The sequence below is a fragment of the Streptomyces sp. NPDC101227 genome, from assembly GCF_044767545.1.
GTDB lineage: Bacteria > Actinomycetota > Actinomycetes > Streptomycetales > Streptomycetaceae > Streptomyces.
The window spans coordinates 145,441-168,177 of record NZ_JBIWOD010000010.1 but is presented as its reverse complement, the minus strand read 5'-3'; the positions used below and the strand labels follow the sequence as shown (position 1 = coordinate 168,177).

22 protein-coding genes and 1 pseudogene are annotated in these 22,737 nt (G+C 70.8%); 10 read left to right on the top strand and 13 right to left on the bottom strand.

Annotated elements, in window-relative coordinates:
• Window positions 1–844: 844 nt before the first annotated feature.
• Both ACIRPT_RS24130 and ACIRPT_RS24125 read left to right on the top strand, forming a co-directional pair.
• Window positions 845–1,054 (top strand): hypothetical protein, encoded by a 210-nt coding sequence (locus ACIRPT_RS24130; RefSeq protein ID WP_403830377.1) that lies wholly within the window; start codon window positions 845–847, stop codon window positions 1,052–1,054.
• Window positions 1,051–1,311, top strand: a complete 261-nt coding sequence (locus tag ACIRPT_RS24125) for a hypothetical protein (RefSeq protein WP_403830375.1) — start codon at window positions 1,051–1,053, stop codon at window positions 1,309–1,311. Before ACIRPT_RS24130 ends, ACIRPT_RS24125 begins: the two co-directional genes overlap by 4 nt.
• A gap of 132 nt (window positions 1,312–1,443) precedes the next feature.
• Here the strand turns inward: ACIRPT_RS24125 and ACIRPT_RS24120 are convergent, their stop codons facing one another.
• Window positions 1,444–2,139 (bottom strand): SDR family NAD(P)-dependent oxidoreductase, encoded by a 696-nt coding sequence (locus ACIRPT_RS24120; RefSeq protein ID WP_403830372.1) that lies wholly within the window; start codon window positions 2,137–2,139, stop codon window positions 1,444–1,446.
• A gap of 441 nt (window positions 2,140–2,580) precedes the next feature.
• Between ACIRPT_RS24120 and ACIRPT_RS24115 the strand changes: the two genes are divergently transcribed.
• Complete coding sequence (locus ACIRPT_RS24115; RefSeq protein ID WP_403830370.1) at window positions 2,581–3,438, top strand: LysR family transcriptional regulator; 858 nt, start codon at window positions 2,581–2,583, stop codon at window positions 3,436–3,438.
• A 249-nt stretch (window positions 3,439–3,687) separates the two neighbouring features.
• On the opposite strand, the gene ACIRPT_RS24110 is transcribed toward ACIRPT_RS24115, so the two are convergent.
• Window positions 3,688–4,254 carry a rhodanese-like domain-containing protein gene (locus ACIRPT_RS24110; protein ID WP_403830368.1) on the bottom strand — a complete coding sequence of 189 codons (567 nt, stop codon included), beginning with the start codon at window positions 4,252–4,254 and terminating at the stop codon, window positions 3,688–3,690.
• A gap of 84 nt (window positions 4,255–4,338) precedes the next feature.
• Here ACIRPT_RS24110 and ACIRPT_RS24105 point away from each other — a divergent pair, with 84 nt between their 5' ends.
• Complete coding sequence (locus ACIRPT_RS24105; protein WP_403513099.1) at window positions 4,339–4,617, top strand: metal-sensitive transcriptional regulator; 279 nt, start codon at window positions 4,339–4,341, stop codon at window positions 4,615–4,617.
• A gap of 110 nt (window positions 4,618–4,727) precedes the next feature.
• Here the strand turns inward: ACIRPT_RS24105 and ACIRPT_RS24100 are convergent, their stop codons facing one another.
• The 4 genes from ACIRPT_RS24100 to ACIRPT_RS24085 all read right to left on the bottom strand — a co-directional run bounded on the left by ACIRPT_RS24100 (window position 4,728) and on the right by ACIRPT_RS24085 (window position 8,688).
• Window positions 4,728–6,092: a rhodanese-like domain-containing protein gene (locus ACIRPT_RS24100; protein WP_403830366.1), complete on the bottom strand. Its 1,365-nt coding sequence runs from the start codon at window positions 6,090–6,092 to the stop codon at window positions 4,728–4,730.
• Window positions 6,093–6,866: 774 nt separating this feature from the next.
• Window positions 6,867–7,457: a Dabb family protein gene (locus ACIRPT_RS24095; protein ID WP_403830364.1), complete on the bottom strand. Its 591-nt coding sequence runs from the start codon at window positions 7,455–7,457 to the stop codon at window positions 6,867–6,869.
• Window positions 7,454–7,762, bottom strand: coding sequence for an NIPSNAP family protein (locus tag ACIRPT_RS24090; protein WP_403830362.1), 309 nt, complete (start codon window positions 7,760–7,762; stop codon window positions 7,454–7,456). Before ACIRPT_RS24090 ends, ACIRPT_RS24095 begins: the two co-directional genes overlap by 4 nt.
• A gap of 5 nt (window positions 7,763–7,767) precedes the next feature.
• Entirely contained in the window at window positions 7,768–8,688 is a 921-nt protein-coding gene (locus tag ACIRPT_RS24085; RefSeq protein ID WP_403830360.1) for an LLM class F420-dependent oxidoreductase, read from the bottom strand.
• A 65-nt stretch (window positions 8,689–8,753) separates the two neighbouring features.
• On the opposite strand from ACIRPT_RS24085, the gene ACIRPT_RS24080 reads away from it, so the two are divergent.
• The 3 genes from ACIRPT_RS24080 (at window position 8,754) to ACIRPT_RS24070 (ending at window position 11,813) form a co-directional block, all read left to right on the top strand.
• Window positions 8,754–9,395 (top strand): TetR/AcrR family transcriptional regulator, encoded by a 642-nt coding sequence (locus ACIRPT_RS24080; protein WP_403830358.1) that lies wholly within the window; start codon window positions 8,754–8,756, stop codon window positions 9,393–9,395.
• 822 nt (window positions 9,396–10,217) lie between these two features.
• Window positions 10,218–10,820, top strand: coding sequence for a hypothetical protein (locus tag ACIRPT_RS24075; protein ID WP_403830356.1), 603 nt, complete (start codon window positions 10,218–10,220; stop codon window positions 10,818–10,820).
• Between the two features lie 312 nt (window positions 10,821–11,132).
• On the top strand, window positions 11,133–11,813 hold the full coding sequence (locus ACIRPT_RS24070; RefSeq protein WP_403830354.1) for a class I SAM-dependent methyltransferase: 681 nt from the start codon (window positions 11,133–11,135) through the stop codon (window positions 11,811–11,813).
• A 296-nt stretch (window positions 11,814–12,109) separates the two neighbouring features.
• Here the strand turns inward: ACIRPT_RS24070 and ACIRPT_RS24065 are convergent.
• The 4 genes and pseudogenes from ACIRPT_RS24065 to ACIRPT_RS24050 form a co-directional block, all read right to left on the bottom strand.
• A pseudogene (locus ACIRPT_RS24065) lies at window positions 12,110–12,614 on the bottom strand (epoxide hydrolase); the annotation flags it as partial.
• 231 nt (window positions 12,615–12,845) lie between these two features.
• On the bottom strand, window positions 12,846–14,081 hold the full coding sequence (locus ACIRPT_RS24060) for an MFS transporter (protein ID WP_403830351.1): 1,236 nt from the start codon (window positions 14,079–14,081) through the stop codon (window positions 12,846–12,848).
• Between the two features lie 129 nt (window positions 14,082–14,210).
• Window positions 14,211–14,843: an Imm21 family immunity protein gene (locus tag ACIRPT_RS24055; RefSeq protein ID WP_403830349.1), complete on the bottom strand. Its 633-nt coding sequence runs from the start codon at window positions 14,841–14,843 to the stop codon at window positions 14,211–14,213.
• A 135-nt stretch (window positions 14,844–14,978) separates the two neighbouring features.
• Window positions 14,979–15,371 (bottom strand): hypothetical protein, encoded by a 393-nt coding sequence (locus ACIRPT_RS24050; protein ID WP_403830347.1) that lies wholly within the window; start codon window positions 15,369–15,371, stop codon window positions 14,979–14,981.
• A 625-nt stretch (window positions 15,372–15,996) separates the two neighbouring features.
• On the opposite strand from ACIRPT_RS24050, the gene ACIRPT_RS24045 reads away from it, so the two are divergent.
• Both ACIRPT_RS24045 and ACIRPT_RS24040 read left to right on the top strand, forming a co-directional pair.
• Window positions 15,997–16,641: a hypothetical protein gene (locus ACIRPT_RS24045; protein ID WP_403830345.1), complete on the top strand. Its 645-nt coding sequence runs from the start codon at window positions 15,997–15,999 to the stop codon at window positions 16,639–16,641.
• A complete protein-coding gene (locus ACIRPT_RS24040) occupies window positions 16,638–17,015 on the top strand; it encodes a peptidase inhibitor family I36 protein (protein WP_403830343.1) in 378 nt (125 codons plus the stop codon). The genes ACIRPT_RS24045 and ACIRPT_RS24040 overlap by 4 nt, the downstream gene beginning before the upstream one ends.
• A gap of 206 nt (window positions 17,016–17,221) precedes the next feature.
• Here ACIRPT_RS24040 and ACIRPT_RS24035 read toward each other — a convergent pair whose 3' ends face one another.
• The 3 genes from ACIRPT_RS24035 to ACIRPT_RS24025 all read right to left on the bottom strand — a co-directional run bounded on the left by ACIRPT_RS24035 (window position 17,222) and on the right by ACIRPT_RS24025 (window position 19,333).
• A complete protein-coding gene (locus ACIRPT_RS24035; RefSeq protein ID WP_403830341.1) occupies window positions 17,222–17,974 on the bottom strand; it encodes a Type 1 glutamine amidotransferase-like domain-containing protein in 753 nt (250 codons plus the stop codon).
• Between the two features lie 197 nt (window positions 17,975–18,171).
• Window positions 18,172–18,621, bottom strand: a complete 450-nt coding sequence (locus ACIRPT_RS24030) for a DUF4267 domain-containing protein (RefSeq protein ID WP_403830339.1) — start codon at window positions 18,619–18,621, stop codon at window positions 18,172–18,174.
• A gap of 61 nt (window positions 18,622–18,682) precedes the next feature.
• Complete coding sequence (locus ACIRPT_RS24025; RefSeq protein WP_403830337.1) at window positions 18,683–19,333, bottom strand: hemerythrin domain-containing protein; 651 nt, start codon at window positions 19,331–19,333, stop codon at window positions 18,683–18,685.
• Between the two features lie 131 nt (window positions 19,334–19,464).
• Here ACIRPT_RS24025 and ACIRPT_RS24020 point away from each other — a divergent pair, with 131 nt between their 5' ends.
• Entirely contained in the window at window positions 19,465–22,737 is a 3,273-nt protein-coding gene (locus ACIRPT_RS24020) for a BTAD domain-containing putative transcriptional regulator (protein ID WP_403830335.1), read from the top strand.

Here is a 22,737-nt window from a genome sequence, read left to right as displayed (position 1 = left end):
GAACCAAGTGGTGCACAGTCTTCGAGACACCCACGCAGAGGGCGCCGAAACCGGAGTCGGTGCCGTGCCCGAGCGCTGCGTGCAGTTGAAGTCGGCCTCGAGCACGCGCGAGGAGCAGGTGAAGAATACGAGTACGAGGCAGCGAGGATCCGTCAGAATCATCCGGTGTCAGCAAGGATCAAGGACTTGACCGTTAGCGACGACAACAGCCGGAGCCACGCACGTGCCAACCGGCAGGTCCACTTCCCGCCGGAGCAGAACGACGTGGACTACCCGCTGTCCGTCACCGAGCACCTCACCCGCGCCCAGACACCGAGCCCGAGGGACCTGAAGTACGCGGTGCTGCACCTGCAGGCCGCCACCGAGGTTCTGCTCAAGGCGCGCCTGCTGCGCGAGCACTGCTCCCTACAACGAGATACGCGCGGAACTGGAGCCGCTGGCGCACGTCGTCGTCGAGTGCCCGGGATGGACGCAGTTCGCCGTCCAGGTCGGGGTACCCGCCCCGGCCTGCCGCTTCTGCCACATGACCTGGCGCCAGCCCTGGGGCTGCTGGCGCCTACCTCCGTGCCTTCGAACGCCCCGGCCTGGGCAGCGGGAGCTGCGCTGGCTGCGGCATGGACACGCTGCTCCGGCAAGCCCTGGTTGCCGCCGCCCCGTAGACCCCCCACACCCTGTGCCTGGCCTGCGCCCGCCCCCTGAGCGAGGACGCGGTCCCGTGCGCCGAGTGCGGCGAGCTGTACGAACCCGACGAGGACGACGAGGACGACGACACCAGCGTCTGCCCGGACTGTCGGTCCAACCTGTTCCACAATTTCTGACCTGCACCACCGAGGAGTCCTGCCCGATGTCCGACCCCGCCGCCCGCCCGGACACCCCGGTGCCCCTGATCGAGTTCGACCTGACCACCGCAGGTTCGTCCGCCGCGCCGCATCTGACCCAGCTCAAGGCGGCCATGGCCGCGGCCCGCCCCGACCGTGGCGGCGCCGACGCCGCCTTCATCGCAGCCCGCTCCGCATGCGAGCAGGCCCGTTCCCGTGCGGGGGGCGCGCCGTGAACGCCGCGGCCGCGGCCGGTCTGCTGCATCTGATCGCTGCCGAGCCGACGCTGCTCCCTTCGGCCCCCGAGGACGCGGCCGGACCGGACCTGACTCGGCGGGTCCGCGACGGCGGCCACCTCTGTCTGGGCTGCGGCCACCCGGCCACCGCCACCGTCATCGTCAACTCCCCCACAGCGGGTCCGCGATGGCTCGATCTGTGCTCTGACTGCTGGTACACCATCCGCCTGGCCAACGACACAGAGCGGCCCGCATGACCTCCACAGCGAGCTGGAGCGACCGAAGCGACTGACTTCACCGGTACGGACCCAAGCGACCGACGACTTGGACCGGCCGCCGCGCGGCCGGGAGTAACGCCGGCAGGGTGAGCGCGGCCCAGCGAACCAGGTCTACCAGGGCACGATTTGCCCCTGGTAATCAAGAAAGTGGAGGCCGGGCTGCCCGTGGTGGCGCTCGATCGTCTCCACGACGCCGGGAACGCTCTCCTCCACGCTGAGATCGGCGTCGGGTCCGCCGAGTTCGGTGCGGACCCAGCCCGGATCCATGAGCAGCAGCGTCTGCGTGTCCTCGGCGTGGCGGGCGGCGTAGCAGCGCATCAACTGGTTCAGCGCGGACTTGCTGGCCCGGTACAGGTCCTGCCCGCCTTCGGTGTTCAAGGTGATGCTGCCCTGGTCGGAGGACATGACGCCGATGGTCCCGGCCGGCGCGACCAGCGGGCGGAGGGCCTCTATGGCGCGCATCGGACTGAGGGCGTTGGTGATCATGACCTCGGCGAACATGTCCGTCGGGATCTCACCGATCGGTATATCACCGCGTGTGATGGCGGCGTTGACGAAGAGCAGGTCGAAAGTGCGCCGTGCCAAGCGGTCGCGCAGTGCCGAGATCTGCTCCGAGTCGGTCATCTCCAGTGACTCGATGGCCAGTTGTCCTCCGGATGCTTCGGCCAGATCGTGCAGGCCGGTGCGCCGGCTGCCGCGGACCGTGCCGATGACGTCCCAGTCACGGCGAAGGTACTCGGCGACGAGCCCGAGGCCCAGGGTCCGTGAGGCTCCGATGATGATGGCGGTCTTGCGGGTGTCGTCCATGTGATCCCTTGTGATCCCTTGAGAAGTGAGGCGGTCCGGCTGGGCGGGTGTGACTGGTGTGATCCCTCTCGCGATCAGGGCGTCAGGCCTGCTGCGCGGCGTCGTTCGCGGGCTTCGTCGGTCGGCGATCGTTTGCTGGGGAAGGCCGCATCGGGGAGCAACTCCGCAGCTCTATGGCGTGGTCGAGGGGGCCTTGGCGCCATCGTGTGGGCCGGGCACGACGTCTGTGTGCTCACGGGTGGCGTCCGAGGATTCGGCGGGGCCGCGCGCGAGAATGACGGCGGTGTCAGCGCCGCAGGACGGGGCGCGGTCCTGCCGGAGGGCACAGGACGCGGCTGTCGGGTGTCGGCCTCGGAGGGCGTGTGGCGATCACACTGCAAGTCTCCGAGTGGTTCGGCCGAGGGTCCAATACCCTTCTGATCGCATTGATACCGTTACGGCATGGATTTAGATTTGCGGAAGCTCCGCTATTTCGTCGCGGTGGCGGAGCACCGGCACTTCGGCCGGGCGGCGCAGGCGCTGTTCATCGCGCAGCCGGTTCTCAGCCGGCAGATCCGAGCCTTCGAGCAGGAGCTGGGGTGCCCGCTGTTCACGCGGACCACGCGCAGCATCGAGCTGACCCCGGCGGGGAAACAGCTGTATGACGAGGCGTCGAGGATCACCACGGTGGTGGACGTGGCGCTGCGGCGCGTGCACGAGGCCCAGCAGGGTGAGCAGCGGCTCGTCGTCGCCTTCTCGCCGGGTCTGCACGTGTCGGACGCGATCCGGGCGTTCGCGGTGAGCCATCCAAAGGTCGTCATCGATGTCTTTCCGCTGCGCTGGTGGGAACGGGACGCGCCGCTCCGCGACGGCCGCGCGCACCTGGGGTACCTCCGGCGCCCCTTCGACGACTCGGGGCTGCGCACCGTCCCCATCGGTCACGAGACCAAGGTCGCATGCCTGCCCGTGACGCACCCGCTGGCCGGCCGCGGCGCCCTCACGTCGGCCGACCTCGACGGTGAGCCACTTCTCGACGGCGGGACGCGGCGGACGTCCTCACTGGAGGAGAAGTTCGAGCTCATCGCCTCCGGGCAAGGCATCGCGCTCGTCCCGATCAGCATCGCGGGCTCCTACTCCCGTCCGGACCTCGTCTACCTAACCGTCACCGACGCCCCGCCCGTCGAGACCTGCCTGGCCGTACCGGAGATCAACTGCACGGGTCTCGCGCAGGACTTCCTGACCATCGCCACCGCAACGCTGCGCCGGCACACCAACGGTTCGGAGGGGAAGGAGGAGCCCGAGGCCGCGAACCAGGGGTAGCGCCGAGGGCCGAGGTAAGCCCAAAAAGCCTCCAGTACTTGATTTTGTTGCCCCGAGAGTCCTTGACCGCCTACTCGGTCTCGGCGCTCTGGAGTACCCAGCCCTGGAGCCGCCGTCGGAGATCGGCTTCCTCAGGCGTCAGCCGCTCGTCCGGGCGCCGAATGCGGACTCGGCGGGGACGGGAACGGGGACGGGGAATGTCGCCGCCGTCCGAAGGTCGGCGAAGTCGGGGTGCGCCGGCGGGCGTGGTCACTGTCCGAGGGCCCGCAGGGTGGCATCGAGGTCGGTGGTGCGGGGCTGGTTGTGGGGAAGTTTGGCCAGCACGGCGGCCATGCCGCAGGTGTTGGTGAGGGCGGAGAAGACCAGGCCACCTCCGATGGCGGCGGACAGCCAGCGGGCGGGCCGGTAGCGAGTGCCGAGCGCGAGGCCGGCGACGACTAGGGAGCCGGCTGCGAAGCGGACCTGGCGTTCCATGGCCCAGGAGGCCTTGGCGGTGTTGGCGCGGTCGACCGGGTGACCCTGCTCGATCCAGGCGGCGGTGCCGCCGGTGAGGGTGGTGGCGGGGATGTCGGCGTCGGCGAGCTGTGCGCAGGCGGCGGCGGAACGGTTGCCGGAGGCGCACACCATCAGCAGCGTGCGGCGGGTGGCTGCCGTCTTGAGGGCGGGCAGGGCGGCGCCGAGGTGGTCGAGGGGGATGTTGTGGGCGCCGGGCAGGTGGCCGACGGCGAATTCACCGGGGGTGCGCACGTCGATGACGGTGTAGGTGCCCAGGTGCTCGACGGCCTGGACGGGGTGGACGGCGGCGGGGGTGTTCATGTGCGTGGGGTGTCCTTTCGTTTCCTCGTCCGGGCGTCCCGAACGAATTAGGATACCCTAGGGGGTATCTGAGGAGGAGGAAGTGTGGAGCTGGAGATGGCGGCGGACGAGCTCAAGAGCGTGCTCAACCGGCTGCGACGGGCGCAGGGGCAGATCGCGGGGATCATCAGGATGATCGAGGAGGGCCGGGACTGCGAGGATGTGATCACGCAGCTCGCGGCGGTCTCCCGGGCACTGGACCGGGCCGGGTTCGCGATCATCGCGACGGGACTGCAGCACTGCGTGGCCGAGGGCGGGCAGACGCCTGGTGACCGGGAGCAGATGCGTGCCCGTCTGGAGAAGCTGTTTTTGTCGCTGGCCTGAGCTGCGCATCGCGTCAGGGCGTCAATGCGTCAATGCGTCGATGAGCATGAAGGCGGCCACGGCCAGCAGGACCATCGCATGAAGTGCCCTTGCTTGGATGAGCGGATGGATCAGGCGCGGGTGAGGCTCAGGCCCGCAGCCGTGGCGGCGTCGAAGCCGTCGTCGACGGCGACCACGTCCCGTCCGGTGGCGTCCAGCAGGGAGGCGGCGATCGCCGCGCGCATTCCGCCCGCGCAGTGCACCCACACGGTGCCGCCCGGCACCTCGCCGGTCCGGCCGTGCAACTCGTGGATCGGGATGTGTACCGAGTCCTCGACGAAGCCGTTCGCGCGCTCGGAATCCCGGCGTACGTCCAGCACCACCACCTCCTCGCCGCGCTCGCGCGCCTCGGCGAGGTCGGCGAAGCGTGCGCGGGGGAAGGAGGCGAGCTGCTCGCCCTCGCGGACCCAGGCGGCCGGGCCGCCGGTGGCGGCCGCGGCCGGGCGGTCGATGCCGACCCGGGCCAGCTCGCGCTGCGCGTCGGTGATCTGCTGGGGGGTGTCGGCGAGCAGGGTGACGGGCTTGCCCCAGGGGATCAGCCAGGCCAGATAGGTGGCGAGCCTGCCCTCGGCCTCGAAGTTGAACGACCCGGCCACGTGCCCTTCGGCGAAGGCGACCCGGTTGCGCAGGTCCACCACCCACTCGCCCGCGGCCAGTCGCTGGGCGACCTGCTCGGCGTCGGCCGGCTCCGGCGGGGTCAGGTCGATGGGCGCGGGGCCGGCGGCGTTGGCCGGGCCCATGTGCGCGTAGTAGGCGGGCACGTCCTCCAGGTGGGCCAGCATCCGTGCGACGAAGGTGTCCACGTCCAGGGTGAGCGCGTCGTTGGTGGCGCGTTCCCGGCCGATGGTGGTCGCGTCCCCCTCGGCCTGGGAGGAGGAGCAGAAGCTGCCGAACCCGTGCGTGGGCAGCACCGGTACGGCGTCGTCCAGCTCGGCCACCAGGCGGTGGGCGGAGGCGTGCTGGGCGCGGGCCAGCTGCTCGGTCAGCCGTGGCTCCACCAGGTCCGGGCGGCCCACTGAGCCGATCAACAGCGACCCGCCGGTGAACGCCGCCACCCCACCCCCGCCCGCTTCCAGGACGTAGGAGGTGTGGTGCGGGGTGTGGCCCGGGGTGGCGATCGCCCGCAGCACCAGGCCCTCCCCCACGCCGACGGCGTCGCCGTCGGCGACGGGGGTACGGGCGAAGGACACGTGGGCCGCGGCCGGCACCAGGTAAGCGGCGCCGGTGATACGGGCCAGCTCCAGACCGCCGGAGACGTAGTCGTTGTGCAGGTGGGTCTCGGCTACGTAGGCGATGCGCACCCCGCGCCGCGCGGCGGCCGCGATCACTCGGTCAATGTCGCGCGGCGGGTCGACGACGACCGCGCTACGGGCGCCGCCGGCCAGATAGCTGCGATTGCCCAGGCCCTCGGACTCCAGAGCGTCGACGAAGAACACGGCTGCGGCTCCTTCACAAGAAACGGTGTACCCCGGGGGGTATCTGCCTTTCACTCTAACAGGGTACCCCCGGGGGTATTCCAGGGAGAGAGGCGCGCACGCCGGTCCCGATGACGACGGGATTGCGATTGATGATCAGTTCGTCGATCTCGACATGGAGCGTGGCGGCCGGCTTGTCACCGCCGGCAGGAGAAGCGGCGTGCGGACCGCCTCACCCCGCCCACGGCCCGCGAGCAGGTCACGGCCCGCCTGGAGCGGGAACTCGTCGCCAGCCGCCCCACCGTGTAAGAGCCATGGCGACGGCCGACCGACCCTGCCCCAACTGCATATCCCCAAACGGCCGAAATCCGGCTCACCTGAACTTGGGCGTCGGAGGCCGGCTCTTCACCGCCCGCAGGAAGGCCGACTCGGGAGAGGTGGACCGCGGATTGAGCGAGGGCGGCCCGTGGGAGCCGGTCGACGTGCCGGACCGCGAACGGACCGCGGTGCACGCCCCTCCGCGCTATGCCCAACTCCCTTACAGTGCCTTCGACTTCACTGAGGACGCCGACCGGACGTGGGGGTTCCGCGGGTGCGACCAGGCGGCCGGTTCGGCTTCGTCCAGCTCCATACCGACCGGCCCATCGCTCAGCCCGCGGCCGCCTGGCTCGCGGCCGAACCCTCCGCCTACTGGAGTCGCCCGCCTGACTGACCCTCGTCAGAACTGCGCGTCAGCGTCCCCGTGCCCGATCCTCGGGGAGTGGTCCGCGCTGCCTGCCGCGTGGGAGTGCGGCGTCAGGTCAGGACGGGGGCGTCCGCCCACCGGAAGACGTGGGCGAGGGCCGGGGCGACGACCGAGGACGGCAGTTCGGAGTCGAACCAGCGGTCGACGTAAGTCCAGTGGTAGGGGTGCAGCAGATACTCGCCCGTCAGGCCCTCGACGTCGGCGAATTCCTGTTCCCAGACATGGGTCCAGCGCGAGGACGCCATGGTCGTGTCGACGCGGCTCAGTGCCCATGAACGGATCGTGGCGATGTGGTCGGGCATCGCCATCAGATCGGCTTCAAAGCGGGCCACGGTCTCCGTCGGAGTACCGGGCCGTACCGTGAGTGCCAGGGTCCGCTTCACGCGTGGGCCGGACAGGTCCACCGTCCGCGAGGCCACCGGCGTGAGGGGTACGGCGTCGGCGTCGGCCCCGCCCAGCAGCGACCGCACCGCGGACAGACCGCCATCAGCGGTGACGTCCCAGCTCAGGCCCGAGCCCCCGAAGCTGCCCGGCAGATCGGGCCCCACGGAGCAGGCACGGACACCGGGTAGCCGGACGACCGCCCGGCGCAGGCCGGCGGCAGCGTCGGAGGCCGGTGTGAAGATCACCCAGCGGGTCATGCGAGCTCCTCCAGCAGCTGGCTCGCCCGGCGGTCGCGCTCGACGGCCAGGGCGTCGGTGTACGTCCAGAAGCCGGCGACATCGGGATCGGCGGCCGCGGCGGCGCGCATCTCGTAGAACGCGTACGGACCGGGGAGCGTCCAGATCACGGTCAGGGCGACGGTGCCGGTGCCGGTGTGCGCGCGGTACACGCCCTGCGGCGTCATACCGCGGGCACGGGCGCCGGGCAGATAGTCGCCTCGCCAGCGGTCGAGCCAGGGCCCGGCGTGCTCCGCCGGCAGCACGATGCGGTCCTGTACCTGCACGGGCGTCACAGCTTCTCGAGGATTTCGTCGCGGTACCGGTCGATCTGCTCGCGCAGTCCCTCCAGGCCGCGCGGCCCGAGCAGACCGTCCGCGCCGCCGATACGCGGCGACATCACCAGCCGGGTCGCCCCGGCCCGTACGTACTCCCGGACCCATGCGGGGTCGCTCTCCGCCCGCTCCGGGTCGCAGGAGCCCGGCCAGGCCGTGAGCTCGACCGCGCCCTCCGCCCGTCCGGCCGCCTGCGCACATTGACGCAGCAGGTCGGCCTGCCGGGCGAAATCCTCGGCGGTGATCGTGTAGGGGAACCAGCCGTCGCCGGAGCGCCCCGCGCGGCGCACGGCGGGGTCGCTGTTACCGCCCAGAACGATCGGTACCGCGCCCGACTCCGGCCGGGGCAGGCAGTGCACCCGGTCGAAGGCCACCTGCTCCCCCTGGTAGGTCGCCGGGGCCTGGGACCACAGTGCGCGCATCGCTCCGATGCACTCGTCCAGCCGGGCCCCGCGGTCCCGGTAGGGCACGCCGACGGCTGCGTACTCCTCCTTCTGCCAGCCGATGCCCAGGCCCAGCATCAGCCGCCCGCCGGAGTGGCGGTCGATCGTCGCCGCGCGCTTGGCGAGCACCACCGGACTGTGCAGCGGCGCGACCACCATGGCCGTGCCGAACCGCAGACTGTTCGACGCTCCGGCCAGGAAGGCGATCGTCTCCAGGGGGTCCGGCATCGGCATCGTGCCGGCGGCGCCGGGCATCTGCCCCGAACTCGCATAGGGGTACAGCGGCTCGTAGGTCTCGGCCACCACCACATGCTCGACCGTCCACAGCGACTCGACGCCGCACTCCTCCAGCGTCCCCGCGAGATCGCGCAGGAAGCCGCCGGAGGTGATCAGCCCGTCCGCGAACGGCGCCATCATGCCCAGCCGCACCGTCATCACCCTCCCTCACCGCCCTCTTCTAATGGGAGCGATTAAGTAATTGGATCGATTAATATCGGCCCGTGGCAGAGAAGACAAGACCTGGAACGACGGCAACGCGGCAGCGTCTCCTGCGCGCGGCCGAGGAGCTCTTCGCCGAACGCGGCGTGGCCGGCGCCCTCACCAGGCAGATCACCGAGCGCGCCGGACAGAGCAACTCCTCCGCGCTGCACTATCACTTCGGCTCCCGCGAGGGCCTGCTGAGTGCGATCCTCACGGAGCATCAGCAGAGGGTGGAGGCGGCACTGGCCCCTGCCCTGGAAGAACTCGGCCATGCCGCCCCGCTGACGGCGCTGCTGCGGGCCTATGTCGCGGCCGAGGCCGCCGAACTGGCCCACGACAGCGGCCGCTACTGCCTGCGGATCGTCGCCCAGCTCGCACACGAGACCGGCTTCCGCGACGGCGCACCCCATCCGGCGCTGCTCGACAGCCTGACCTGGCGGCTGTTCGAACGGGTCGACGCCCGGCTGGTCCAGGATGCCGACGTGCCGGCCGACCTGGCCAAGGAGCGCGTCGAGGCGATGGTGATGCTGGTCGGCGCGGCGTTCGCGGATCGCGCACGCCAGATGCAGTCCGGGCAGAGACAAGCGGTGGGCGGAACGAGATATTGCGCAGACCTGACCGCGATGCTCACCGCGATGCTGCGCGCCCCGGCCGTCGGCTGACCGCACCACCGGTCAGCCCGGCGCCCGCCTCCCGGACCGTCGCCCGCACCACAGATCGTCACAACGACGCCGACACGCAACTCCCTCCGCGACCTTGCCGCCACCTGCCCCGACACCGACCTGGAGTACGAACCGGCGTAAGCGGCCCGCCCTCGCACGCCATCAGAGCAGGTGCGGTGTCTGTCTCAGCCGCCAGGGGGCGGACGCCGGACGAGGCTGCTCACCGGATGACGCACGGTCAAAGGCGCCAAACCACCAAGGCGCCCAGGCACGTGGCTGCCGCACAGTCCCCGGACGCGAGCGGTCACCCATATCCCCCCGAAGTCACCGGCAGCTTCACCAGGCACCCGCAGCCAACTCTCGCGGCGACCTTCCGGGGCCGGCCGGTGGCGGAGTGAGCGGAGCGGCTCCGCCGATCCGGTATGATCATGATGCAGCTTCGGCCCGCGGACAGCGGGCGGAGTCGTGCGTCTGTGGTCCAAGGAAAGACGTCCACCAACCGGTGGGAGATGCAGGTGCAAGGCCTGCCGGGCGCTCCACTGAAAGGTCCCCTCCTCTTATGAGGAGGGGACCTTTCGCGTTGGCCGGAAGTACAGCCCCTTGGACGAGGGGGCTGACCGTCCGAGCGGTGCAATGCGGTAGCGGGGGCCGGGCGGAGCGGCGTCCCCGTGGGGCCGCCATGAGTGCAAGGGTCCGCTCAGCCGCCGGCGGGCAGACGCCGTATTACCGGTCATTACCGGTCCGTTAGCGGAACGCCAGCGTGATCTTCGAAGCTGATTGTCGTCCGGGAACGAGACGAGAGAACAGAGCACGGGAGACACCATGAACACCGCCGCCACCAACCGCTTCCGCGGCCGCGCCGGCCGCCGCCTCGCCGCCGCCCTCATCGCCGCCACGGCACTGGGCCTGACGACCACCGCCTGCGGCCCGTCCGACGCCCCCGACTCCTCGGCCTCCGCCCAGCCCACCAACGGCTCCTCCTCGAACACCTCCGGCACCCAGGGCAACAACGGCGGCACGCCCACCAAGGCCCCTTCCGGCTCGAACGGCGCAAGCTCCTCGACCGGCGGCACCACCGGCAGCAACGGCACCACCGGAGGGGGCGGCTCCGCCCACGCAGGCAACGAGCTCACCCTCGTCGGCAAGCTGCAGTACCTCGCACCCGGCAAGCTCATCGTCAAGCCCCAGGGCGGCGGCACCGACCAGGCCTTCCTGGTCGCCAACGCCACAACGATTCTCGGCGCGGCCGCGATCTGCTCGGACGACTCGGGCAGCGTGTCCGTGGGCGGCGACGGCTACGGCACCGCCAAGTGCACCGTCGACCAGTTGGAGAAGGCCGCCAAGACCAACAGCGTGACCGTCCGCGTCACCATGGACCGCAAGTCCGGCGGCGCCGACACCGTCGAGGAGAAGTACCACCCTTAAGCCCCCACCACACCGTCCCCGAATCCTGAACAGGAGTGCGCCCTGTTGCCGAGCCCCCGAGGTCCCAGGCACCAGGCACCACGCTCATGCGATACCCGGAACGGTCCTGGTCGTTGTGCTCCACCGCCTCCCTGCCGCGTTCAACGCCATCGGATTGCGTCCGTGGTCGGTTTACGTCGGGGGGCCGTAGACGACGAGACGACGAGTGTCCCGTCTACGGCGGGCCCCCGGCCGGGCGGCGGCAGGCGCCTCGTGTTGCCGAATCGGCAACAGGAGTGGCGTGGCCGGGACGCGAGGGGCGACGGTGGGCCCATGACCGACCCCATTGCAGCAGAAACACCGGCGTCCGACACCCCCTCGCCTGCCGACGGATACGTCGGCGACCCCGCAGTGCGGGCGGAGTGGGACAACCGGTACGCCGACCGACAACAGCTGTGGAGCGGTCAGCCCAACGGCGCGCTCGTGGCCGAGGCCGCCGGGCTCACACCCGGGCGGGTGCTCGACGTCGGCTGTGGTGAGGGCGCAGACGCCGTTTGGCTCGCACGCGGGGGTTGGGACGTGACCGCGCTCGAGGTCTCGGGCGTGGCGCTGGAACGGGCGGCCGGGCACGCGCGGGACGCAGGCCTCACCGTTCGCTGGGTACACGCCACACTGACGGAGGCGGCGCTCCCGCCGGCCTCCTTTGACCTGGTTTCCGCGCAGTACCCGGCCCTGCTGCGCACCCCCGACGCCGCAGCCGAGCGAGCGCTGCTCGCGGCCGTCGCGCCCGGCGGTGTGCTGCTGCTCGTACACCACGCGGGGATGGACACCCACCAGGCGCACGACAGCGACTTCGACCCGGCCGACTACGTCTGGCCCTCGATGGTCACCGCTCTGCTCAACCACGACTGGGAAGTGGAGGTGGACGAGCAGCGGCCACGCGTGGCACCCGACGGTGGTGCCGGCGCGCACCATACCGACGACCTGGTGCTGCGCGCGCGCCGACTGCGCTGAACCCCTCGCTCCTAGCGGCCTGGGAAGGGGCAGGCGCCTTCCGCTCCCCACCGTCCGGGCAAGGTGCCGACGGCACCCCAGCGCCTGTCCGCGGAGCTCAACGTCCGACGCTTCCAGCAGTCGAAGGCATCCGTGAGCGCCCGGCGTAATTCTCCTCATCCCCGCCCGGTCAACTGCGGGGCCATGCACTCTGGTACTGGTCGGGGTGCACTTCGCGGGGCGGGGGCTGCCCGCCCTCCAGCATTCCGCGAATTGAACGGCGCCAGGACAACACCATCCGTTAAGGGCCTGCGGCCGACGAAGGTGAGGCCGACCGGGGCCTGCACTACCAGGGTGCGGTCGTGGGCGGGGGCCCAGGGGCAGCGGTTGGCGTTGGCGTGGTAACGCATCGACGTGGCGATGGAGTTGTTCACCCAGTAGATCGTGGCGTGGGTGAGCAGGTCGTCCATGGTGAAGACGGACTCGACGTCGCCGCCGTTGTCGCTCCAGGCGTTCCAGCGCTCCAGCGCTCCAGCAGCCAGGCGAGGAGTCCGGCGGGTGAGTCGCTCAGCCCGCGGGCCAGGGTGGCGCCGTCGAGCATGTGCGCGGCGAGGTGGGACGCCCAACGGTGGTCCAGCTCGATGACGCGGGCGCGGACGTCGGCGGGCTGGTCGTCGGTGAGGGGCCGTTCCGGGCGAAGTCCCAGGCGCGGGGGCCGGTGAAGAAGTCGAGTGGCATCCCGGAGCCGATGTGGATGCCGTACAGCTCGTCGGCGTACTTGTGACCGAGCTGCCAGGAGACGATCGCGCCGATGTCGCAGCCCTCGTCGTCCACGAGCACAAGCGGCTCGGCCGCGCCTCGAACTCGCCGCGCTCCGCCGAAGCCACCGCCGCGGCAGCCCGCTGACCGCTCTCCCCACTCAAGGCGGTTACGCAGCGAACCAAGTCGTCGCGCCTTCTATCCCTGTCTTTCCCATCTACGGAACACCGACCGGCCCTGGCATCAGCCCTGCGGCAGTCGGGGATGCCGAACGCCGAACGTCCTCCAGACCCTTCAGGGTGCGACTGCTTCCTCCCACGCAACTTGTGGGGGTGCCTGCCGAGCGTGCTGGTGCCGTTGTGCCCAGCGGACGGCGAGTGGTGCCGCCAGGCCCGTCAGGGTGAACAGCGCTCCTGCGACGTACCATCCGGGTCGGCCCCAGGTGATGCAGAGTGCGATGAGCAGGGCCGGGCCGAGGGCTTCGGCCAGTCCGGCGCCGAGGCCGAACACACCGAGGTACTGGCCGGTGGCGTGCTGTGGGGCGAGGGCGAAGGACACTTCGAATCCTGCGGCGGAGTGCCACAGCTCGCCGATCGTGTGGATCACCATCGCGGTCATGAGCAGCGTGGCGGCGGCCCACGCCGGGATCCCCGCAGACAGGGAGATCAACGAGCAGGAGACGAGAAAGGCCACGCCCGCTCGACGGTAAGCGGCTCCGCCGGCCGCTGGGGAATCGATGCCGCGGCTGGCTCGTATCTGGAACGCGATGACGATGACGGTGTTGATGAGCATGGTGCCCGAGATGAGCCAGCGCGGGGCGGTGGTGGCCGTGACCAGCCAGAGCGGGACGGCCACCGTGAGCACCTTGAACTGGACGGCCATGATGCCGTCGAGGGCGGTGAGCAGGAGGTAGGGGCGGTCCCGCAGGGCGATCCAGCGGGGGCCGCTGGCGGTGGGGACAGGCTTGACCGGCGGCAGGTAGATCAGGATCGCTGCGGACGCCGCGAAGGCGACCGCGTTGCCGATGACCAGGAGTCGGTAGGCGGGGAGGGTGCCCACCTGCACGGCCCAGCCCGCCAGCAGAGCGCCGAGGGAGATGCCCACATTGGTCACGGCGCGGAGATAGGCGCGGAATGCCTGGGGTCGGTCCCCTCCGTAGTGCCTGATGAGTGGACTGCGTGCGGCCAAGCCGGCCGCTTTGGCACCCGTGGCCGTGCCTACCGCGAGGGCGAACAGCCAGAAGCTGTCTGCCAGTACGAAGCCGGCAGTGGCCAGCGCCTGGACGACGAGAGTGATCGCATAGACACCGCGTGCTCCGTGCCGGTCCGCGAGATGACCGACAGCGATGCCCACGGCCAGCGAGAGGACACCGGCGATACCGAGTCCGAGGCCCACCTGGGTTGCCGGAAGGCGGACGGCCTCGGTGAAGTACAGGACTCCAGCGGTCAGATAGAGGCCGCTGCCGACGGTGTAGACGAAGTTCGAGGCGGCGATGACGCGCTGTGGTCCGGATTCCGGTATCAGGGGCATGAGCGGCTCCGCGTCCAGAGTCGACAGTAAGGACTGCTCCAGCTTTCCGCTTATTACCCTCAATGGCAATTGAATTGCGACAAGCGGACGGAGTGCTGCTGTCCGTCGTTCCCCGTCGCACCGCGGCGACTACAAGGCTGAGGTGGGAGTCGTCGCTGGTGGGGCGTCGTCCGGTGGGGGGTCTGGTACGAGTTGGACCACGCCGACCCAAGGGAAGTCGCCGGTCTTGTGAAATGCACGGACTGCCCACCGTCCTGCGGGGAGGCCGACGGACGCTTGCTCAGGAAGCCGCGTGCTGTCGGAATAGGGCTTGCCGAGATCGGGCCCCGCGTCGGCGGAGTCCATCAGCACGGAGGGACCATCGGTTTCCCAGTACCCGCAGAGCTCCCACGCCGTGGTTGGGTCGTTGAGAACCATTTCGGCAGCGGCAAGCAGCTCGGCATCAGAGTCGGCGGCGAGCCAACGGATGAACGCATGACGTTCGGGCAGGTAGCACGTCGTCGCCGGCTCATCGCCGAGCACCAGTGCTCGAGCACCAGTAGCACCTGCATCGATCACCGCAGCAAGGTCCTCGACCGCGCAGGCCCGGTCGTAGTCGTCCACATCGTCGCTGTCACCGATGATCAGGCCTTCCTCCGTGCAGCCGCCCCAGTCCTGGAGCGCCGACACCGGAAGAACGATGAGCGGGCCGCCCATGGACTCGACCCACTCCAATCCTGGCAGCGCACGGCGCGATGGAGCCGCATCGGGAGAGACCTTCATGCGGACAGTGTGCCGCCCCCCTTGAAGAAGACCCTGGTTTTCGGCGTTCAGTGCTCGCCAAGCAGCGAGCTGAAATTCGCTGCCCGGGGGCTCGATTCTCCTTAGCCGTCTGCCAGCGCGACCGGTCCGGGCCGCTCAGGCAATCCGTGCTCGAAGGCGTTCGCTGAGCACGACATCATGCGAAAGCCGCTCCAGCTCCTGGGCGTCCACCTCTGCACCCTGCTGTCTGAGGATGCGGGCCAGGAAACCCCAGTGGCCGGCCGCCATCTGCTCATGTGTCTCGCCGTCGCTCGGCTCGTCCGGCCCGACCACCATCCGGGCGTCCTTCTCGATGTCCTCGACCGAGATCCGCGCCCGGATAGCCACTGGGCCCGAGGTCCTCCAGCTCCACCCACGATCGTTGAGCAACACCAGGCTACGGCCGTCCGCGAGTACGGCCTCAAGCCGTGCCGACACCGACACCTGCCGAGCGCCCGTGGCGCCGTCGTCCAGATCGACGTGAGTGACCAAACGGGTCACCACAGTCATGCCAACCTCCTCTCGGCTCAGCAACTCCCAGCCCGGGGCCGCTGCGCCGAACGGCTACCACATCCAGGGCTCCGGCACCTCTGTCGTTGCGGGACGGGCCAGCCCCCGCACTCGTGTCCGGATCAGCCTCCCGATGTTAGACACAGCCGCGGATTCTCGCTCGCCACTACATCAGCCGACCCCCACGTCATGGCAATTACTCATCTGTGGGCGGCGGATGAATTCGGTTGCGGCGGGATGTGTGAGCCCGGTGACGTGCCTCCATGGATGGTGCCACGGAGCAGGCCCAACGGGCGGAGTCAGGACGGGAGTTATTCCCCGAAAGCCTGCGGGTGTCCGTGCCCCTAGGCGGTCAGGGCGTGTCCGACGGGGCAGCCGGCCGCGCTTCTGGAAGGGCGGCCGGCTGCGCTACGCCATGCACTCCCCCGAGGCGGCGAAGGAGGCGTGTTTGACGTCGTTCTCAAAAGGCTGCCTGCTCTGAACTACGGGATGGGATCGAATGGGGATGGGGCGAGGGGAGCCAGCCCTATCGCTGGCGATCAGCGCTTTCCGTGGCCGGCGCGCCCCTCGCCTCCTGGGGCCGAAGTCGCCGTGCCCTCGCAGGTTTTTGATCGTTCAAACCGGTGTGGGAATCAGTACTGAGGCACGGGCGGCAGGCCGGACGGCCACGGGTGTCGCGCTGGCGGCGCTGCTCGCCGGGGGCTGCTGGGCGAAGTCTCAGCCGACGCTGCCTACGTCGCAGCAGGGACGCAGCAACCTGATCAAGGCCGCCCAGCAGGTGCTGGTCGACGGGTGCATGTCCCGTGGCGTCTCCGGCTCACCCACGCGCGAGCAGGCGCTCTTCGGCACCGGCCCGGCCGAACTATCGCTCACCCTCGCCACCGGCTACACCGTCCGCGCGCATACGGACGGCTGCCTGGCCGAGGCTCACCGCTTCCTCTACGGAGACCAGGCCCGCTGGTTCCGCGCCGAGGTCACCGTCAACAACCTTCGCCCCGAGGCACAGGCCCAGCTCGGTAAGGACCCCAGGTACCGGGCGGCGCTCGCCCGGCGGGCCGCCTGCCCCGACGAGGACGCCCGATGTGCCCGGGCGAGCGGCCTGGCCGCGCTGCGGGCCCGGCTCGAGCCCGCGCGGCTCGCCGAGGTCCGCGCCGCGCACCGCGAGGAGATCACCACCTACGACCGGTTGCGGGACCGCGCCGTGCACCGCGCGGCCAAGCTGCTGGCCGGCCAACCCGCCCCCCACCAGAAAGGTCACGACCCGTCATGACGAAAAGCAAGCTGCTCACCGCGACCGCCGCGGCGTTCCTCGTCCTCACCGGCGGCCTTACCGCAGCCGCCCCGGCCGGTGCGGCCGACTGCCCGAGCGGCGAATTCTGCGCCTGGGAGCACGCAGACTTCAAGGGACAGCGCGCCAACTGGTCGGGAGACGACGGCTGGTGGGAAAGCTGGATCGCCGACGAGGACTCCTCCTGGGCCAACCACGGAATCTCCGGCCCGGGCATCAAGGACCACGTCAAGGTCTACTCGCGGGCACACCAGGGCGGCCACATGACCCTCTGCCTCGCCCCCGGCCAGGAGGTCAACTACAACGGCGCCGCCAACGACGACGGCGACTCCCACACCTGGGCCATGAGCTGCTGAGCCGACGCACACCCAGGCCCCTGGAGGGCACAGCCCGACGGGGCGGGGCCTGGGTGTCTCGGCGTGGCCGGCCGGGTGCGTTGTCGTATCGCAGGGTCACCAGGGCCATGCCAACCACGCCCAAGAGATCCGCGCGCGTCGCAGCGGCCGGGTCAGCCTTGCGCCACCGGACACGCCCCTAGAAGGGCCGCTCACACATCACCAGTTCACGCGGGCGGAGTGGGCTGGTGTGCTTCGACGAGCAGACGACACGGCATGGCTTGTTCCAGGGCTCGTTCCTTGACTGAGCTATCCCCGTCCGGCGTTACCCGATACAGACAGGCCTGAGGCGCGCGAGTCACCGAGTCCGTCAACTGACCGTCTGTGAAGAGTGCACCGACGCCGTCCTCCACAGCCCAGCCACCCGGGAGTACGCGGGTTGCCACGGCCGCCTGATAGGACGCTCTACGGCCCGCCTCACTGTCGTAGTGGGGACAGACCGAACCGGACAGCAGGCCCAACCCGTCAGGGAGGTGGGTCAGCGGCCCGAAGGAGTCGGTATGCGAGCCCTCGGCCCAGCAGTTGGCACCAGCGCTGATACCGCAGAGCAGGGTGCCGCGTTCGAAGGCCTCGCGCAGTACTCGGTCCACGCCATGCGCACGCCAGACCGCCAGCAGGTTCGCGGTGTTGCCCCCGCCTACATAGACGACGTCCTGAGAGAGCAGGAATGTTCGCAGGGCGTCGTCATCGAGCTCCCGCCGAAACAGTTGCAGGACACTGGGTTCGCAGGAACGTGACTGGTACGCCGCGAGAAACTGCTCGACGTAGGCGGGGGCGTCGCCACTGGCTGTCGGAACGAAGCACACCCTGGGCCGGGGAGTGCGCACCTGATCGAGCAACCAATCATCCAGCAAACCGTCGTTGTCGGTGGAGAATCCGCCTCCCAGGAGAGCCAAACGACGTTCGGCAACGACAGCCACGAGGGTGCCTCCTCAGTTCACGATGCAGACGCGGATAACGCCATGTCTCGCACAGTGCCAAGCCCTCGGCCACGTCCGCGATGGAATAGTCCCCCTCCGCCGACGCGAGGTCCTGTCCGCCGATGGCAGGACAAGAACCAATCGCGTTCGGAGAACGGCGGTAACACGGCCGAGGGCCGAGTGCCACCCAGCCAAGATCAACTACTGGCGGCTTCGGGGCTTACCTCGGCGCTGCCCGTGGCGGGCGCCGGGGCGGAGGGGGCCTTGCGGGTCTCGCGCAGGGTCAGCAGGCCCGTGATGAGCATCAGTACCGCGGTCGGGCCGTGGACCCCGAACGCGGCGGCGGAGGAGCCGTCGTGGGCGAGCACGTTGGTCATGTCGCCGAACGGTATGAAGGCCTCGGCCAGCAGGGCCCAGCCCAGGGCGCGACGCTGACCGGTCAGCAGCAGGACGCCCAGGACCAGGCCGCCCCCGATGTCGCGGATGCCCTTCACGATCAGGAAGCCGCCGCCGGCGCCGGAGGGCCAGCTCGGCAGGCCGAAGGTCGGCGCGACGGTCTCGGGGGTCACGACGAAGTCCGTCCCGAACCAGAAGATGAAGAGGACGAAGGCAGTGGTCAGGGCGGTGTTGACGGTCTTGAGCGACATTGTTGTCTCCTTGCGAGGTCAGGTCGCGTTCGGGTCCGTGCCGGGAGGGGCAGGGGCCGGGTCAGGCCGCGCGGACGCGGCGGACGCGGCGGATGTGGCGGGCGTAGCGGGGGCGGCCGATGACGTGCCAGATGGCGCGTACCGGTGCGGGGAGGGCGGAGAGGAGGGTGGCGCGCTCGGCCGGATTCGCGTCCTCCAGGACGAGGCCGAAGAGCGTGAGCAGGGTGAGCTTGGGCGTGTGGGCCACCAAGTGGTCGCCCAAGGAGGTCCATTCCGCCTCGGTGATGTGCTTGGCCGCGAGCGGGAGAAGAGTGGCCTCCTCGTCGTCGAGGTGTTCGAGCAGGACCGCCCGGTGATCGGCGAGGACCGCCACGAGGGTGTCACGCTCGTCGGCTCCGGCGGTGGCCTCCCACGCCGGGACCGCGGCGTCCAGCCTGGTCAGCGTGGCCGCGACGCGCTCGTGCTGGGCCTCCATGCGCAGGACGATGTCCGTCTCCAGATCGACCCGGGACAGGAGCGGCGGCCACAGCAGCTCGTCCTCGCCCTCGTGGTGGTTCGTCAGTCCCAGCCGGTAGTCGCGGAAGTGGTCGGCGATCACCTTGGCGCGAGCGGTGTCGCCCGGGGCGACGGCCGCGACGAGCTCCGTCAGCAGCCGCGACTCGCGGCGGAAGGCGCGGTGGACGATCTCCATGTCCTGGGTGTTGACGCTCATCCGTTCCTGCCCTTCATCTGCTCCTGCCCTTCCTCTGTTCGACGTGCTCAAGACTGGCTCCCGGGGTTTGGAAGGCACTTGGAGCCGACTTGGAACGGCGTGCGGCGCTCGCGCGTACGATGTGCCAAGTCATGGTCATGATCCGGGTGTTGGGCTCGTTCGCGGCCGAGGCCGGCGGCGAGCCCGTACCCCTCGGAGGGCCGCGGCAGCGCGGCGTGCTGGCCCTGCTGGTGGCGGCGCGCGGGCAGGTCGTGCCGGTCGACCGGATGGTCGAGGACCTGTGGCGCGGCGAACCGCCGTCGCGCGCCCTGGCGTCGTTGCAGGCGTACGTGTCGAACCTGCGCCGCCTGCTGGAACCCGGCCGCCCGCCGCGGACCCCGGCCCGCCTGCTGGTGAGCGCGCCGCCCGGCTACGCACTGCGGCTGCCGCCGGGGGCGGTGGACGCATGGCGCTTCGAGGAGCTGCTCGACGAGGCCCGTACGCCCGCCGATCCCCGTGCCGCCCGCGCCCGGCTGGAGGAGGCGCTGGCGCTGTGGCGCGGACCCGCGTTCGCCGAAGTCGCCGACGAGCCCTGGGCCGCCGCCGAGACCGCCCGGCTGAACGAGCTGCGCCTGGTCGCCCGCGAACTGCACATCGCGGCGAGACTGCGGCTCGGCGACCCCGCCGCCGTGGTACCCGAGGCGGAGGGCCTCACCCGCGACAATCCCCTGCGCGAGGAGGGCTGGCGGATGCACGCCCTCGCACTGTGGAGCAGCGGCCGCCAGGCCGACGCTTTGGCCGCGCTCCGCCGCGCCCGCGCCACCTTCGCCGACGAGCTGGGCCTCGACCCAGGACCGGACCTGGTGGCCCTGGAAGAGGCGATCCTCACCCAGCGCACGGACGTCCTCCGTGCGGCCGTCCCGCCGCCGCCCACAGACACGCCCCGGCCCCGGACAACCGCGCCGCCGCCTCCGGACAACGGGCCCGGCGCGACGACGTTCGTGGGGCGGGAGGGCGAGCTTGCGGCGCTGGTGGCGGCCGCCGGGGAGGCCGCCGCCGACGGGGCGCGCGTCGCGCTCGTCACCGGGGAGGCGGGGCTCGGCAAGTCGACGCTGCTGGAGCACCTCGGCGCGCGACTGGGACAGGACGGGTGGCTGGTGGCCGCCGGGCGCTGTCCCGAGGTGGACGGCGCGCCGCCCGCGTGGGCGTGGGTCGAGGCGCTGCGGAAGGTGGCCGTGAGCGTTCCTCCTGGGGAGTTCGCGGACCACCTGACGCCGCTGCTCTCCGACTCCGCGCTGGTGGACGGTGACGCGTCGGCCGGGCGGTTCCGGCTGCGGCAGGCCGTGTGGAACTGGCTCGCGGCGGCCGCCGCCGACAGGCCGGTCGCCGTCGTGCTGGACGACCTCCACTGGGCGGACGCCGCCACGCTGGAACTGCTCGGCGGCGGCGTCGGCGTGCGGGCCCCGATCCTGGTCGTCGCGGCGTACCGCGCGGACGAGAGCGAGCGCCTCACCGAAACGCTCGCCTCGCTCGCCCGCACCGCGCCCCTCCGCCTGGACCTGCCCGGGCTGAAGGGCGACGCCGTCGCGGAGCTCGTACGCGCCGAGTGCGAGGCCGACGACGCGACCGTGGCCGGGATCGCCGAGCGGACCGGCGGCAACCCGTTCTATGTGCGGGAGAGCGCGCGGCTGCTGACCGGCGAAGGCGCGCTGGTCGCGCTCTCCGAGGTCCCCGAGGGCGTACGGGACGTGCTGCGGCGCCGGCTTGCAAGGCTGCCCGAGAGCGGCGTGTCCGTCCTGCGGCTGGCGGCGGTGGCCGGCCGGGAAAGTTCGGTGAACGTGCTCGTGCAGGCCGCCGACTCCGACGAGGACGGCGTGCTGGACGCGCTGGACGCGGGCGTCATCGCCGGGTTGCTCGACGAGCCCGGGCCCGGACGCGTCCGGTTCGTTCACGCGCTGGTCAGGGACACGCTGGTCGCCGACGTCACCCGGTTGCGGGCCACCAGGATGCACGCCCGGATTGCCGCCGCCCTGGAGGGCACCGGCGACGTCGCGGCGCTCGCCCATCACCATGCGCGAGCGGGATCACCGAAGGCCGTCGGCTATTGCGTACGAGCCGCCGAGCTGGCGGAGGCGCGCTACGCCCACGACGTGGCGGCCGCGCTCCTGACCGACGCCGTCACCAACTCCAGCGACCCGGACGAGCGCGTCGGCCTGCTCGGCAGGCTGCTGCGCGCGCAGATCAGGGCCGGGGCCGTCGCTGCGGCCAGGGACACGCGTGAGAAGGCCGTGGAGTACGCCGAGTCGATCGGCCGCGACGACCTCATGATCGCCGCGTTCACCGCCTGGACCGAGCCCACCCCCTGGCAGGCCCGCACATACGGCACGGTCGACCGCCCCATCGTCGGCCGCCTCGGCCGCCTGCTCAAGCGGACCGGTCTCGCCCCCGACGTGCGTTCCCGCCTCCTCGTCGCGTACGCCAACGAGCTGGTGGGCGAGGACGATCCGACGGTCGTGGCTGCGGCGCGGGAAGCACTCGACCTCGCCACCGATCCCCGCCTCCGGGCCGCTGCCCTCCTGGTGCTGGCCGACGGCACTCAGCGAGAGGAGTACGCCCGCGAGCTGGTGGAGATCGGCGTCGAGCACGACCTGCCCGTCTACCGCGTGACCGGGCTGTTCAACCAGGCCGCCAACGCCGCCGCGGCCAACGACCCGGCGGCCATGCGCCGCGTGACCGGGGAGGCGCTCGACCTCGCCCGCGACTACCGGATGCCGGAGGCGATCGGCGCCGCCGAGATCGCGCTGGCGGCCCTGGTGCTCATCGAGGGCCGGTTCGCCGACGCCGAACGCCTCTACGTCGAAGCCACCGCACACATGGAACACGCCGGATCGGTGCACGCTGGCTTCCTCGGCCTCGCGCTGGCGGTGATCTGGCTGAACGACGGCACGCTCGGCGATCATCTGGACGATGTGCGCGCTCTCCACGAGGTGCTCGGCCCGATGGTCGCCGACCTGCTCACGCTCGCCCTGCACGCCGCCGGCCGCAGCGACGAGGCACGCCGGTCCCGCACGTCACCGAGCCCGATCCGGCACGACTTCTTCTTCACCTTCCTGACGAGCCTGCGCGCGATGATGATCGTCGCGCTGAACGACCGCGCCGCTGCCGAGGAGATCTACGCGGAGCTGCTCCCCCACCGCGACGGTCCTCCGGCCGGCGCGGAGAGCCTGTCTCTGGCCCTGCGTCCGGTCGCGCACACGCTCGGCGAACTCGCCCTCCTCCTCGGCCGGGACGACGAGGCCGCCGCCCACTTCGCCCGGGCCGCCGCCATCGCCGACCGGTGGAACGCCCCCCACTGGTCCGCCGACGCCCGAACACGCGCCGATCGTGCTCTCGGCGTCCGTGTTCCGCCCCCGCAGGACCGCTGA